We start from the raw sequence: 12,779 nt of genomic DNA, 5'->3' as shown, positions 1-12,779 counted from the left end.
GGGGTCTCAGACGACTGACGTGGGCAACAACCCTGGTCTCCAGGACATCCTCACGCAGGCCAAGAGCGACCGTGCCACGGGAAAGCTGCACATGGAGGCGGACGCTGGCAAGACGATGGCGAAGTTAGTGCTCGCCGCGCGCGATGAGATCGACCAGGCAATTGACGATGCCCGTGCCTTCAAGAAGGCGCAGGGATTCGGGGAGGCGGACGGACTCGCCTCCGGCACCCAAGCCGTCGAGCACTACCAGCATCAAGTCGACACGCTGTTGAACAAACTGAAGGCCCAACGCGACATTTACACCGCGCAAATTGACCACTTCATTGCGATGGAACAGGTCTACTCGCGCGTCGACGAGCTCTCCGCAGAGAACATCGCCGAGAAGCTCGGCGGGGTGCAGATCACGGTGACCGCGTGAAAGCCGGACGTGTTGCCCTTCTGTCTGGTTTCTTGGCAGCGGCCAGCATCACCGCGTGCACAACTCAAACCGGCGGGGAACCGTTAGGCACCTCGTCAACGGGCGCGACGGCAACTAAGTCGACTACCAGCGCCCCAACAAGCGCCTCCTCCATACCGCACCGATCGCCCACCAGTAAGAACGACGGCACAACGTTTGACCCGTGCGCGGCTTACGGCGATAACGATCTTCGCGGAGTCGGTCTCGACCCCACATCGATCAAAGAGATTGACTCCACCCTCCTACGCGGGTGCAAATGGTATGGCGCCGGTTGGCGCGTTCAGATCACGGTTCTCAATGGTTCCGTTGATCACTATCTCGACCAGACGCAGTTCCCCGGGGCCCAACCCATCACGATCGAAGGATTGAACGGCGCGACCTATCGCGATGAGCCCGGCGATATGCGCAGTTGCTACGTGGAACTTCCTTCCGAGAAGGCAACGGTAGGAATCATATTGGCCGTTTCGGACCCACCCGCACTTGATCAGATTCCCGACGCCTGCACCAAGGCCGTCGAGGTCGCGACCTTAACCGCACAAAAGCTTCCGAAGTAGTAGGGGAGGACCACCGTGGCAAACGATAACTGGTACGGAAAGTCGTTCGAGACGATCAGCCAACAGCTGTCCGCGCTGTCGAAAAACAACGCATCCGAGCTGATTGCGGACTGGTACAAGACGTCTCAGACCATTCACACGTCGCTCGAGAGGCTCAAAACAGCGCACGACAAGTTGAACGACGAGAAGTTCTGGGCCGGTTCGGGGCCTAGAGCCGCGCAAGCTGCACTACGCGCGACGTACATGGAACAAATCACCGACGACGGCCTCCAAAACAAGACTTACAAGATGAGCGCCGCCCTCGCCAATGACGGCGGCACGCTCAATGCTTCGTCTGGGGTGCCCGGACGGCACCAGTTGCCGGACGACGCCACCAAGAAACAACGTGAGGACGCTACGTTCCAACTCGCCCAAGATGCTCAAAGCACGTACAGCACGCCCATGGACGTCACCCGACCCAAGATTGCGGACGCCGCCTCGGAAACCCCTGGCGGTGGTTCTATTCAGCAGCCGGGCGGTGGAGGTGGCGGCGGCGGGGGCGGCAACTCGGGTGGTGGGTCCGGTAACAATCTGCAGTCCCCAGGCGGCGGCACCGACGGTCTGGCCAACAAGGACACCAAGCCCCAGCTCGCCAACGGCGAGGGACAAGGCGGCCAGGGGCAGGGCGCCGGTTCCGGTTCCGGTAGCGGCTCAGGCGGCGGCCAAGGTGCTGGATCCGGATCGGGCGCTGGTGCCGGGGGAAGCTCGCCGTTTGGTTCCGGAACGGGCACAGGCGGTTCCGGGCTTCCTCTGGGATCAACGACCGCTGCTGGTTATGGCTCTTCCGGCTCTGCCGGCGGGACAGGACTCGCCTCGGGAACCGCCGGCGGTGCCAGCGCATTGCGCGCCGGCGGCGGACTTCCGGGCGGAGCCACAAGCGGGGCGGGTACCAACCCGGCCGCCGTCGGTGCGGCCGGAGTACGCGGCGGCGCAATGGGTCCCATGGGCATGATGGGCGGCGCGGGCGCCCATGGTAAGGGCGGTCACGACGAGGACGACGACCACGAAACCCCGGCGATCCTGATCAACCTCGACAACACCTACGAGTTCATGGGCGACCTACCCAAGGCATCACCGGCCGTCATAGGCGACTGGAGCGAGCAGGAGAAGGCCGACAAGCAGGCGCAAGAACGTGAGAAGCAGCGCTATAAAAAGCTCGGTTGGGACGTCAAATACGAGTGAGCGTGAACCGCTCAAGGCCCTCGTAACCGCTCCGCACCAAAATTCTTAGCCCCTAACTTCGGGGGCTACAGGAAGAGGCGTCTGGGCTCCAGTGCGGCACCGAATAGCGCTCTGTGTTTAGTGCGTCCACCCCAGGCGTTCTCCTGCGAGCACCATCACCGCAGTAGATCGATCACACCAGGTCTGGCCAGGGGGCAGCTGAGCATTCGCCACCGCCTCGGGTGTCGGCTCGAACTTGAAGACGACCAGATTGTCGTCAGGACCGACCATCGTGGCATCGCACTTGTCAGCGGCCTCGGTGGAAACGTAGATCTCGAGGCCGCGCTCCGTTACTGCCCGTGCGTGGAGAGCCCGGTTCATCGAGGCGCCATCTGCGTTCTTGAAAAGGCTCGTCTGCAACACGAACGCCTCGTTGGCATCCCGGTAGACGCACCCGACCATTGGCGCCGGGTCGCTCTTGTTCTGATGAGCATCGTACGGCGCGGTCCCATGACCTTGAAGAGCCTCGGGCTGGATCGCACTGCATGGATCGGTCGGCGGCGTAAACGGCTGATACGCAGTCGATTTCGTGGCGCTCGAACTCACTGTCGTTGCACCGCTCGTACCCGTACTCGAAGCCGAAGGTTTCGTAGATTGACAACCAGCGACCGCAATGGGCAACAGTAACAACGGAATCCAGGCGTGACGCCTAAACATGAATCTCACCAATCTGTCCTACGGTACGGTTTACGGAACGCGAATGCGTCATCTTCTTCGAATTCTGCTTCCGTAGGAAGCTGGATCCGAGGCACTGGCTTGGTGGTCTCCGCGGGTTGTCGCTGCTGGTCGTCTGCGACAACGGGGGGAACAAGTTCGTCGATCGGTGTCGCGATGAATTCCTCGACAGAGAGTCGCACCTGTTCCATTTCAGCGATCCGGGTTTCGACCTTCTGCATGATCCAATCCAATGCTTCGGTCATTGCGCGTCCTTCCACGGGTCGGCGCCAAAGCCTCCGGAATAGCTGTCCTTGGGCGCCTTGACGATAGCCGGAACCGCCGCAGGCAGACTAGCGATGTCTACCCCCAACTCAGCCGTGGCCTGGGCGTCGTCCATCTTCTTTTTGAGTTCAGCAATCTTTGCGTCTGCGGCTCCCTGGAGGTACTGCTCGGGATTCTGTGCGAAGGCGATGATTTCCTTGAGCAGCGCGATCGTCTTCTCGATCTGATCAATGATCTCGTTTACTTTTTCGTAGACCTGCCACAAGATCTGAATAATGCGGGCTCCCTGCAGGACCCAGCCGACAATCGGGATCTTCTTCGCAAGCAGCTTGAGCCAAGCCCACACCGAGCTAGTGTCGACTTCCTCCTTCAGTTTCTCCTGAATTGTCTTGCAGGCGGTCCGGACCATTTCCTCGATCTGCTTGGCGAGCTTCGCCATGCTCTTCTCCAGGACCCGCATCAACGGACCCTCGCCCTGCATCGCTCCAGCAAGGTTGGCCGCGTAGTCATCGAAAGCAGATGCCGCCTGTCCATCCCAAGTCGGCTTCAGGGCGACGGTTGTGGTCGAGAACTCCTTACCCGCCGCCTCAATGCCGGTCCCGGACTTTCCGTAGACCTGACCGATTCGAGTCAGTTCCTCCCAGTTTCCGAGGAGCGGCTTCATACCTTCCTCAATCGCATCCCAGCCGATCAGGTCTTTGATCGCACCATTGACATCGGCGAGCCAACTCATCGTGTCCTCCACGATGGCCTTCACGTCAGCGGTTTTCGCTTCCGGAGCGGTGAGATCGGGCAGGTTTTGCACATAGGGACCCATCGGCATCCCCGGATCGCCCGGGCGATTCTGGTCGTGCCCACCAGGTGCCCCGCCCTCACGGAAGCGCCGGGAGTTGTTGTCCTCGTTTTCTTGGTAAACCTTCGCCAGGGAACGCAGTTCATCGCCCGTCATGTGCAGCGTGGTCTGCCGCTGGTCATACCGATCGCGAGTCTTGGTCATCAACGTTTCGATGGGCTCACGCAGCTCGCCCATCAGGCCTACGAAATCGCTCTTCGGCACCGCTTCAGTACCCAGCAGGTAGGTGATGCGGTCGACGTACCGTGACTCCAGTTCAACCGTTGCACCAGCCCGGCTAAGTTGTTCCGGCCGCACCGAAAAGCGTTCCGACATGTTCGTCGCTCCTTGACGTCTCTCTTATCCCACTTGTAGAGATACGACGCCAAGCTCTCAGGATCGGTTCCACCGTCCGACAAAAAGATTCAAGACCAAATTGAATCCGCAACTATCTCGCCAGTTGGGCGAGAGCCACTACACGTCGAGGAAGCGCACGTCCCTGGCGTTTCGGGTGATGAAGCTACGACGCGCCTCGACGTCCTCGCCCATCAGAATCGAGAACAGTTCATCGGCCGCGGCGGCATCGTCGAGTGTCACCTGACGCAGCACACGCACAGACGGATCCATGGTGGTCTCCCACAGCTCCTTGGCATCCATCTCACCAAGACCCTTGTAGCGCTGGATGCCGTCGTCCTTGTTGATCTTCTTGCCGGCCTTAAGCCCTGCTTCCATCAATCCGTCGCGCTCGCGGTCGGAGTAGGCGAACTCCGGCAGGCTGCGCTGCCACTTGAGCTTGTACAGCGGCGGCTGCGCCAGGAAGATGTGCCCGTGCTCGACCAACGGGCGCATGAAACGGAACAACAACGTCAGCAGCAACGTCGAAATGTGTTGGCCGTCAACGTCGGCGTCAGCCATCAGCACGATCTTGTGATACCGCAGCTTGGCGATGTCGAACTCATCGTGGATACCGGTGCCCAGTGCGGTGATGATTGCCTGGACTTCTGTGTTCTTCAAAACCCGGTCGATACGGGCCTTTTCAACGTTAATGATCTTGCCGCGCAGCGGCAGGATGGCCTGGAACATCGAGTCGCGGCCGCTCTTGGCCGAACCACCGGCCGAGTCGCCCTCCACCACATACAGTTCCGACTTCGACGGATCGGTGGAGCGGCAGTCGGCCAGCTTGCCGGGCAGCCCACCGATGTCGGTGGCGCTCTTGCGGCGGACCAGCTCGCGCGCCTTACGCGCCGCGATCCGTGCCTGTGCCGACGAAACCGCTTTATTCACCACAGTTTTCGCGTCGGCGGGGTTGGAGTCGAACCAGTGCTGCAGCTGCTCGTTGCATACCTTCTGCACAAACGACTTGACCTCGGTGTTGCCCAACTTGGTCTTGGTCTGGCCCTCAAACTGAGGCTCGCCGACCTTTACCGAGATGACCGCCGCCAACCCTTCACGGATGTCATCACCGGTGAGGTTGGTGTCCTTCTCCTTGAGAAGCTTCTTCTCCTTGGCGTACTTGTTGACCACCGTCGTCAGCGCCGCACGGAATCCCTCTTCGTGCGTACCACCCTCGTGGGTGTTGATGGTGTTGGCGAAGGTGTGCACCGACTCGGAGTAGCCGGCATTCCACTGCATCGCGATCTCGACCTCGTGGCCTTCACCTTTTCCGGAGAAGTCGACGATGGTGGTGTGGATGGCTGATTTGGTGCGGTTGATGTGCTTGACGAAGTCGACCAGGCCATCGGGGTAGTGGAAGATGCGGTTCTTAACCTTATGCGGGGCAGCCGATTCCGCAGCCTGCTCCTGCGCGGTCTTGGGCGCCTCGGCGGTGTCGCTAACCACTTCGTCGGTCACGTCGGCGTTGCTCACACGCTCGTCGGTGAGCTTGATGGTCAGACCTTTGTTGAGGAAGGCCTGCTCCTGCAGACGCCTGGCGACCGTCTCAAAGTCGTAGGTGGTGGTCTCGAAGATTTCCGGATCCGCCCAGAATCGGACCGTGGTACCCGTCTTCTTGGTGGCCGCGCCCTGCTGCAACGTCCCCGGCTCCGAGGCCGTGTACACCTGCTGCCACTCGTGGCCATCGCGCAGGATCTCCAGCTCGACCTTGGTCGAGAGCGCGTTCACCACCGAGATACCCACACCGTGCAGACCGCCCGACACCGCATAGGAATCGGAGTCGAACTTGCCGCCAGCGTGCAGCTGGGTCATGACGACGTCAACGGTGGGTATTCCGGATGCGTGCATGGCCACCGGGATACCGCGGCCATCGTCCTTGACCTGGATGCCGCCGTCCTCAAGCATCGTCACCTCGACGGTGGTGGCGTAGCCGGCCATCGCCTCGTCAACGGAGTTGTCGACAACTTCCCAGATCAGATGGTGCAGACCGCGTTCACCGGTGGACCCGATGTACATGCCGGGGCGTTTCCGGACCGCTTCGAGCCCCTCTAGGATGGTGATCGAGTCGGCACTGTATTCGCTCTTGGCACTCTTCTTCGGCGCAGCCACGATCGACTTTGTCTCCTGTCTGGAAGTAACGACTCTCGCGGGCCACAGACCCAGCGAACCGTGTTACCAACATCCTACTGGTCTGTACCGGCGGCACCTAGCTTCAGGGCATGTTTCATCCCCTCTATTTACGCCGTCCGTCGCATATCTCGGATCAGGCCGTGTCAGGCGCTCTAGACGTCGGTTCTACGGCACGACGCGGCGATGAGCCCTCAGCCGTAGGTATCGCGCGGACCGCGTCCGGCGATATGCCGGGGACCCTTACGCCAGGAGGGCGCGGTCGGCCCGGAGATCTTCAAACTCGTCACCACACCGTCTCCCACCGCCGCCGCGATCTTCGCTAGCAGCTGTGCCTGCACCAGCCGCAGTTGCGTCGCCCAGGCGGTGGACTCCGCAGCCACTGTCAGCACGCCCTCGTTCAAGGCGGTTGGGGTCGCATGTGCAGCGATCTGCTCGCCGACGACAGCCTCCCACCGCCCGAATACCGCACCCTCGGAGACTCGAGAGGACCAGCCCCGGCGGTTAGCCAAATCGCCGGCGGCCCGTCCCAGCAGCTGCGGGTCGCGCGCATCCGGGCCAGGACCTGACCACGTGCGACGCCCTCCTGCGACCCGGCGGCGCTGCTGCGGGGACCTGCCGCCTCTGCCGATGTCTTTACCTTGCTGTTTGGCCGCGCCACGTGCCTCTTCGAGCACCCGGCGCACCAGATCCATCCCCGTGACCCCGGCCAGGTGCTCCGGCGGCCAGGCCTCTTCGTCATTCATGTGCCACCGACTTTCGTCCCGAAGAATCTTCCTGTACGTCGACGGTAACCGTGCGTGCCGACAACTCCTCGGGAACGTCGTCGGGAACCGCCGCCGTCACCAGCACCTGCTCCGCATCGGCCGCCACAGTGGCCAACGACCTCCTCCTGGCACCGTCCAGTTCTGCGAATACATCGTCGAGCATCAGGAGGGGATCGGTGCCGTCGGAACGGAGCAGATCAAAGGCAGCAAGGCGCAGAGCCAACGCGAAAGACCACGATTCCCCGTGACTGGCGAAACCCTTCGCGGGCCCGTCTCCGAGTCGCAATTCCAGATCGTCTCGGTGCGGTCCCACCAGGCAGACTCCGCGCTCGATCTCCGCCGACCGCTTGGCGGCCAGCCCCGCATGCAACGCCTCCGCGAGGCGGTCCACCGAAAGTTCTCCCTCGACACCCTCGACGCTACTGCGGTACGCGATATCGGCCGGCCGCGACGCGGGCGCCAACAGTTGATACGACTTTTCCACCAGTGGCCGCAGCTCGAGTGTCAATTCGATACGCGCGGAAAGCAATTCGGCACCGTGCGCCACCAGGTGCCCGTCCCACACGTCGAGGGTATCGAGCACACCCTGGTCACTGCGCTGTCGCAGCGCCGCACCTGCGGTCTTGAGTAGCGCGGTGCGCTGCCGAAGCACCTTGTCGTAGTCGGCACGCACTCCGGCCATCCGAGGACGGCGCTGAATCAACAGGTCGTCGAGAAACCTGCGTCGGTCGGACGGATCGCCGCGCACCAAGGACAGGTCCTCTGGCGCGAAGAGCACCGCGTGCAGAATTCCAACGATCTCGCGTGGACTGCGCACCGGGGATCGGTTGATCCGGGCCTTGTTGGCCCGCCCAGCAGTGATCTCCAGATCGACCGCCAGTTCCCGGCCGTCGTTGACGACGATGGTCGACACCACCGCCCGCTCCGCACCGTTGCGTATCAGGGGGGCGTCGGTGGCAACTCTGTGCGATCCGAGAGTCGACGAATACCACAGGGCCTCAACCAGATTGGTCTTTCCGTAACCGTTGGGACCGACGAATACGGTGCGTCCGGGTTCGAGCTCCAGGTCAACCCGTTCCCATGACCGGAAGTCCCGCAATCCCAGCTGTCGTACGTACACGTCGGTCCGCGCGGGTCCCTTAGCCGGAAAGACCGACGCGCTTGACCGCGTGGCCACCGAACTGGTTACGCAACGCCGAGACCGCCTTCATCGCTGGCGAATCTTCCTGCCGCGAAGCGAATCTCGCGAACAATGACGCGGCGATGACCGGCGCGGGCACCCGGTGGTTGATGGCCTCTTCGACGGTCCAGCGGCCCTCGCCCGAGTCTTCGGTGTATCCGGAAATCGCATCGAAGCCGGGGTCTTCCTTCAAAGCCTTGGCCAGCAGATCCAGCAGCCATGACCGCACCACGGTGCCCTTGGTCCAGGCCTGCAACACGGCCTGCACATCGGTGATCAGCGGTTCGGCCGCCAGCAGCTCGTACCCCTCGGCGTAGGCGTGCATGAGGCCGTACTCGATACCGTTGTGGATCATCTTGGCGTAGTGGCCCGCGCCCACCGGGCCGGCGTGTACGAAGCCGTCCGCGCGATCACCCTCGGGGCGCAGCGTGTCGAAGATGGGCAACGCGCGCGCCACATCGGCGTCGCTGCCGCCCACCATCAGCCCGTAGCCGTTTTCCTTACCCCACACCCCACCGGAGACACCCGCGTCGATGTAGCCAATTCCCTTGGCGGCCAAGAGATCTGCGTTCGGCTGATCCTCGGTGAATCGTGAGTTACCGCCGTCTATCACGAGGTCGCCTTCGGATAACTCCTCGGCAAGCTCAGCGATTGTCTCTTGGGTGATGGGGCCCGATGGCACCATCACCCACACCACGCGCGGCGCCTCTAACGCCTCTGCCAGCGCTTTAAGCGACGGCACATCGGTGACCTCCGGACGTGGGTCGTACCCGATGACCTCATGCTCACCGGCGCGCAGCCGGTCGCGCATGTTGAAACCCATCTTGCCCAGTCCAACCAAACCCAGCTGCATGACCCATAACCTCCGATGACCAGTACCTATATCGATTGGGGCGCAAGCCCTAGCCGGGCAGGCGCACCGGCATCAATAGATAGACATAGTCAGTTTGCGCTGCCGTAAACGGCCCGGGGCCTTCCGGCGAGCTTTGATCGTCTTCCGCTGGACGCAATACCGCCGGACGGCTCGGGGTGGTGAAACCGAAAGTCACCCGATTCGAGTGCAGCGATCCCAGACCATCAGTCAGGTATGTCGGATTGAAGGCGATGGTCAGCGGTTCACCGACGAAATCCACTTCGAGCTCTTCCTCGGCACGTCCCACGTCATCGGCACCCGCCGACAAACGCAGCAGTCCCGGCTCGAACTCCAGCCTGATCTGCGCTCCACGATCGGCAACCAGCGCAACACGTTTGATGGCTTCCACCAACTCCGCGATACCGATTGTCGCCAATGCGGTGTGCTCGGTCGGCAGCAACTGACGGAACTTGGGGAACTCCGCATCCAGCAGGCGCGTCGTGCTGCGCTTGCCGTTGCTGACGATGCCCAACAGACCTTCGGATCCGATCGCCGAGCCTGCTCCCAGCGCAAGCTGCACGTCGGATCCGCTCGACGCCGACTTCGCCGCCTCCGACAACGTCTTGGCCGGAACCAATACCGCAGCACTGGTCTCACCAAATCCGGAAGTCCACTTCAACTCCCGAACGGCCAGACGGAAGCGGTCTGTTGCCGCCAAAACGACTGTGTCGCCATTGATTTCAACGCGGATACCGGTCAGCATCGGCAGTGTGTCGTCCTTGCCCGCGGCGACCGCGACCTGGCCGATCGCCTCGGAGAACACCTCAGAACCTAGAGCACCGGTCTCCTCCGGCAGCGAGGGCAAGGCCGGGTAATCCTCGACCGGCATGCTCGGTAGTGAGAACTTCGCGCTTCCACAGCTGATCAGCAGGCGTGTGCCCTCCAAAGCCACATCGACGGGCTTGTTGGGCAACGACCGAGTGATGTCCGAAAGCAGTCGGCCCGACACCAGCGCACTACCGGAGGCGGCTACCTCCGCCGGCACCTGCACCTGGGCGGAAACCTCGTAATCGAAGCCCGAGAGTGTCAGACCTGTGTCATGCGCGGTCAGCAGCACACCTGCCAATACCGGAACCGTCGGCCGCGAGGGCAGGCTCCGCGCAACCCACGCCACCGAATCGGCGAAGTCGTCGCGCGCGACCCTGAACTTCAGGCTGGTGTCTGCGGCAGTGGGGCTCGCAAGATCCATGAATACCCTTCGCTTCCTCGTTGTCCAGGTCGGACTGTCTGCACACAAAAATCCGTGATAGCCATCGTGGCACGCCCGGGTGACAGCGTTCACAGCGCATCGGACGACCCCCGGAAGGTAACCGGGGTACGCGCACAAGTCCTGTCACTCGGAGTGGGAAGTCGACAGGCCATGCGACTTCCGAAGCACAACCGTAGATGCTTTCGACGCATCGGGAAAGCGGATCCGTCTCTCCGACGATCCCTGAAGTCCATCGCCGGGTTACCGGCTGGACGGTCCTTGTTGACGCGTCCATCCACACAACTGCTTTTAGAGAGAAAGATTAGATAGAGATCTAAGCAGTATTAGTAGGTGCTGTGGAATCTGTGGACAGACAAGTGTTGTCGCACGACAGAGGCTCATCGGGGCTGTCAGGAGTTTGTGGATTCCGATGAGGGTTGCGGCCCGCGGATGTGGAGGACATGTCATTCGTTCAGCAACCCCCAACTGATCGTAGGTTTGCCCCACAGCAGTCCACAGTCCTGTGCACAACTCCGATTGGTGTGGATGTGACGTGTGAGCCAGACGAGGTGACAAAAAATCATCGAGAAAAATCCTGAAAAGTCTTGAAATACGCACGTGTTGAGAGCCCGACGCGCCGCTGCGGGACAAAAAACCCGGCCGCGGGGGCCGGGTAAGGGGAGGAATTTAGGTTAGTGCCGGGAGCGCTGGCGGATCCGGGCCGTGAGCTCCTTGACGTGATCGAAAACCTCACGCCGCTGAGCCATTTCGCCGCGAACCTTCTTGTCGGCATACATGACGGTGGTGTGGTCACGTCCGAACGTCTGGCCGATCTTGGGCAGCGAGAGGTCCGTGAGTTCGCGGCAGAGGTACATGGCGATCTGGCGTGCCTGGGCCAGTGCACGTGTCTTGCCGGGCCCACGAAGTTCTTCCACGGTGGTATCGAAGTACTCCGCGGTGACCGCCATGATCGTGGCAGCGCTGATCTGGATGGAGTTTGAGTCGGGGATGAGGTCGCGCAGCACGATTTCGGCCAGCGACAACTCGATGGGGGACTTGTTCAGCGAGGCGAATGCGGTCACCCGGATGAGCGCACCCTCGAGTTCACGAATATTGCGTTCGATCCGACTTGCGATGAGCTCCAAGACGTCATCGGGGACGTCCAGCCGATCCATCTGCGCCTTCTTGCGCAGGATCGCGATCCGGGTTTCCAGTTCCGGGGGCTGAACATCGGTGATGAGGCCCCACTCAAAGCGGGTGCGCAGCCGGTCTTCAAGAGTGGCCAGGCCCTTCGGCGGCCGGTCGGACGAGATCACGATCTGCTTGTTGGCGTTGTGCAGGGTGTTGAAGGTGTGGAAGAACTCTTCCTGGATACCTTCCTTGCCCTCGATGAACTGAATGTCGTCGACGAGGAGAACATCGATGTCGCGGTAGCTGCGTTTGAACGCGACGCGACGGTCATCGCGCAAAGAATTGATGAAGTCGTTGGTGAACTCTTCGGTAGAGACGTACTTGACGCGCATACCGGGAAACAAGCGCTGGGCATAGTTCCCGGCGGCGTGCAGCAGATGCGTCTTACCCAGCCCGGATTCGCCCCAGATGAACAACGGGTTGTAGGCCCGGGCGGGAGCTTCGGACACCGCGACGGCGGCCGCGTGCGAGAAGCGGTTGGACGCGCCGATGACGAAAGATTCGAACGTATAGCGCGCATTGAGGCTCGTATCGGGGGTCTCCGCCTTGTCGGCTCCGCCCGGACGGTTGATGAAGTACGACGGCCACGATTCGTGTGCGCTAGCAAGTGCCTCGGTGGTCTCATCGACCTCGTCGAGCTCGAGTTCGGGCGCGGCGCCGGCGACTTCTAAATCTTCGCCAGGAGCCGGTGCCGCGATCCGTACACCCAGCTCGACGTTCTCGCCGAGGCGACGGGAAAGGGCCTCCACAATCGGTCCGCGCAGGTGCCGCTCAATCTCGTTCTGCACGAAGCTGGACGGCACGGAAAGCAGGGCGAAACCCTCGGCCATGGTGAGTGGTTTGACCAATGTGAGCCAGGCGCGCTGCTGAGGCGTCAGTGGCGGAAAACTCGACAAATATTGGTTGTCGTCACCATTGAGCTCTGCGACGACGGTATTCCATACCGCCGTGAACTGGGAATTCAGTTCATCAGTCAA

The 12,779-nt window shown here is 61.8% G+C and carries 12 protein-coding genes; 3 read left to right on the top strand and 9 right to left on the bottom strand.

Annotated elements, in window-relative coordinates:
• Positions 1-19: 19 nt before the first annotated feature.
• From MSTE_RS00065 to MSTE_RS00055, 3 genes are read left to right on the top strand one after another with little or no spacing between them, the layout of a single operon-like run.
• On the top strand, positions 20-418 hold the full coding sequence (locus tag MSTE_RS00065) for a hypothetical protein (protein WP_231896960.1): 399 nt from the start codon (positions 20-22) through the stop codon (positions 416-418).
• A complete protein-coding gene (locus MSTE_RS00060; protein WP_231896959.1) occupies positions 415-1,011 on the top strand; it encodes a DUF3558 domain-containing protein in 597 nt (198 codons plus the stop codon). Before MSTE_RS00065 ends, MSTE_RS00060 begins: the two co-directional genes overlap by 4 nt.
• A gap of 15 nt (positions 1,012-1,026) precedes the next feature.
• Positions 1,027-2,232 (top strand): hypothetical protein, encoded by a 1,206-nt coding sequence (locus MSTE_RS00055; RefSeq protein ID WP_096498274.1) that lies wholly within the window; start codon positions 1,027-1,029, stop codon positions 2,230-2,232.
• 117 nt (positions 2,233-2,349) lie between these two features.
• On the opposite strand, the gene MSTE_RS00050 is transcribed toward MSTE_RS00055, so the two are convergent.
• From MSTE_RS00050 to dnaA, 9 genes are all read right to left on the bottom strand, one after another.
• Complete coding sequence (locus MSTE_RS00050; protein WP_231897176.1) at positions 2,350-2,928, bottom strand: DUF3558 family protein; 579 nt, start codon at positions 2,926-2,928, stop codon at positions 2,350-2,352.
• Between the two features lie 5 nt (positions 2,929-2,933).
• Complete coding sequence (locus tag MSTE_RS00045) at positions 2,934-3,191, bottom strand: hypothetical protein (protein ID WP_096498272.1); 258 nt, start codon at positions 3,189-3,191, stop codon at positions 2,934-2,936.
• On the bottom strand, positions 3,188-4,378 hold the full coding sequence (locus tag MSTE_RS00040) for a WXG100 family type VII secretion target (protein ID WP_096498271.1): 1,191 nt from the start codon (positions 4,376-4,378) through the stop codon (positions 3,188-3,190). The genes MSTE_RS00045 and MSTE_RS00040 overlap by 4 nt, the downstream gene beginning before the upstream one ends.
• Before the next feature lie 138 nt (positions 4,379-4,516).
• A complete protein-coding gene (gene gyrB / locus MSTE_RS00035) occupies positions 4,517-6,544 on the bottom strand; it encodes a DNA topoisomerase (ATP-hydrolyzing) subunit B (RefSeq protein WP_096498270.1) in 2,028 nt (675 codons plus the stop codon).
• Positions 6,545-6,756: 212 nt separating this feature from the next.
• Positions 6,757-7,308: a DUF721 family protein gene (locus MSTE_RS00030; protein WP_096498269.1), complete on the bottom strand. Its 552-nt coding sequence runs from the start codon at positions 7,306-7,308 to the stop codon at positions 6,757-6,759.
• The gene (gene recF / locus MSTE_RS00025) at positions 7,301-8,449 is read right to left on the bottom strand and encodes a DNA replication/repair protein RecF (protein ID WP_162291330.1); all 1,149 of its coding nucleotides are present in this window, start codon (positions 8,447-8,449) and stop codon (positions 7,301-7,303) included. The genes MSTE_RS00030 and recF overlap by 8 nt, the downstream gene beginning before the upstream one ends.
• Positions 8,450-8,468: 19 nt before the next feature.
• Complete coding sequence (gnd, locus tag MSTE_RS00020; RefSeq protein ID WP_096498267.1) at positions 8,469-9,362, bottom strand: phosphogluconate dehydrogenase (NAD(+)-dependent, decarboxylating); 894 nt, start codon at positions 9,360-9,362, stop codon at positions 8,469-8,471.
• A gap of 49 nt (positions 9,363-9,411) precedes the next feature.
• A complete protein-coding gene (gene dnaN, locus MSTE_RS00015) occupies positions 9,412-10,611 on the bottom strand; it encodes a DNA polymerase III subunit beta (RefSeq protein WP_096498266.1) in 1,200 nt (399 codons plus the stop codon).
• Positions 10,612-11,303: 692 nt separating this feature from the next.
• Positions 11,304-12,779 carry a chromosomal replication initiator protein DnaA gene (gene dnaA, locus MSTE_RS00005; protein WP_096498265.1) on the bottom strand — a complete coding sequence of 492 codons (1,476 nt, stop codon included), beginning with the start codon at positions 12,777-12,779 and terminating at the stop codon, positions 11,304-11,306.

This window comes from [Mycobacterium] stephanolepidis (assembly GCF_002356335.1).
Lineage (GTDB): Bacteria > Actinomycetota > Actinomycetes > Mycobacteriales > Mycobacteriaceae > Mycobacterium > Mycobacterium stephanolepidis.
Note: the sequence above shows the minus strand (reverse complement) of the source record. Positions and strands in the feature narration are given on the sequence as shown.

Bases quoted from the DNA above. Each gene is read 5' to 3' on its own strand.
- MSTE_RS00050 (WP_231897176.1), bottom strand. From the start codon at position 2,928: ATGTTTAGGCGTCACGCCTGGATTCCGTTGTTACTGTTGCCCATTGCG.
- MSTE_RS00045 (WP_096498272.1), bottom strand. From the start codon at position 3,191: ATGACCGAAGCATTGGATTGGATCATGCAGAAGGTCGAAACCCGGATC.
- MSTE_RS00040 (WP_096498271.1), bottom strand. From the start codon at position 4,378: ATGTCGGAACGCTTTTCGGTGCGGCCGGAACAACTTAGCCGGGCTGGT.
- MSTE_RS00030 (WP_096498269.1), bottom strand. From the start codon at position 7,308: ATGAATGACGAAGAGGCCTGGCCGCCGGAGCACCTGGCCGGGGTCACG.
- gnd (WP_096498267.1), bottom strand. From the start codon at position 9,362: ATGCAGCTGGGTTTGGTTGGACTGGGCAAGATGGGTTTCAACATGCGC.
- dnaN (WP_096498266.1), bottom strand. From the start codon at position 10,611: ATGGATCTTGCGAGCCCCACTGCCGCAGACACCAGCCTGAAGTTCAGG.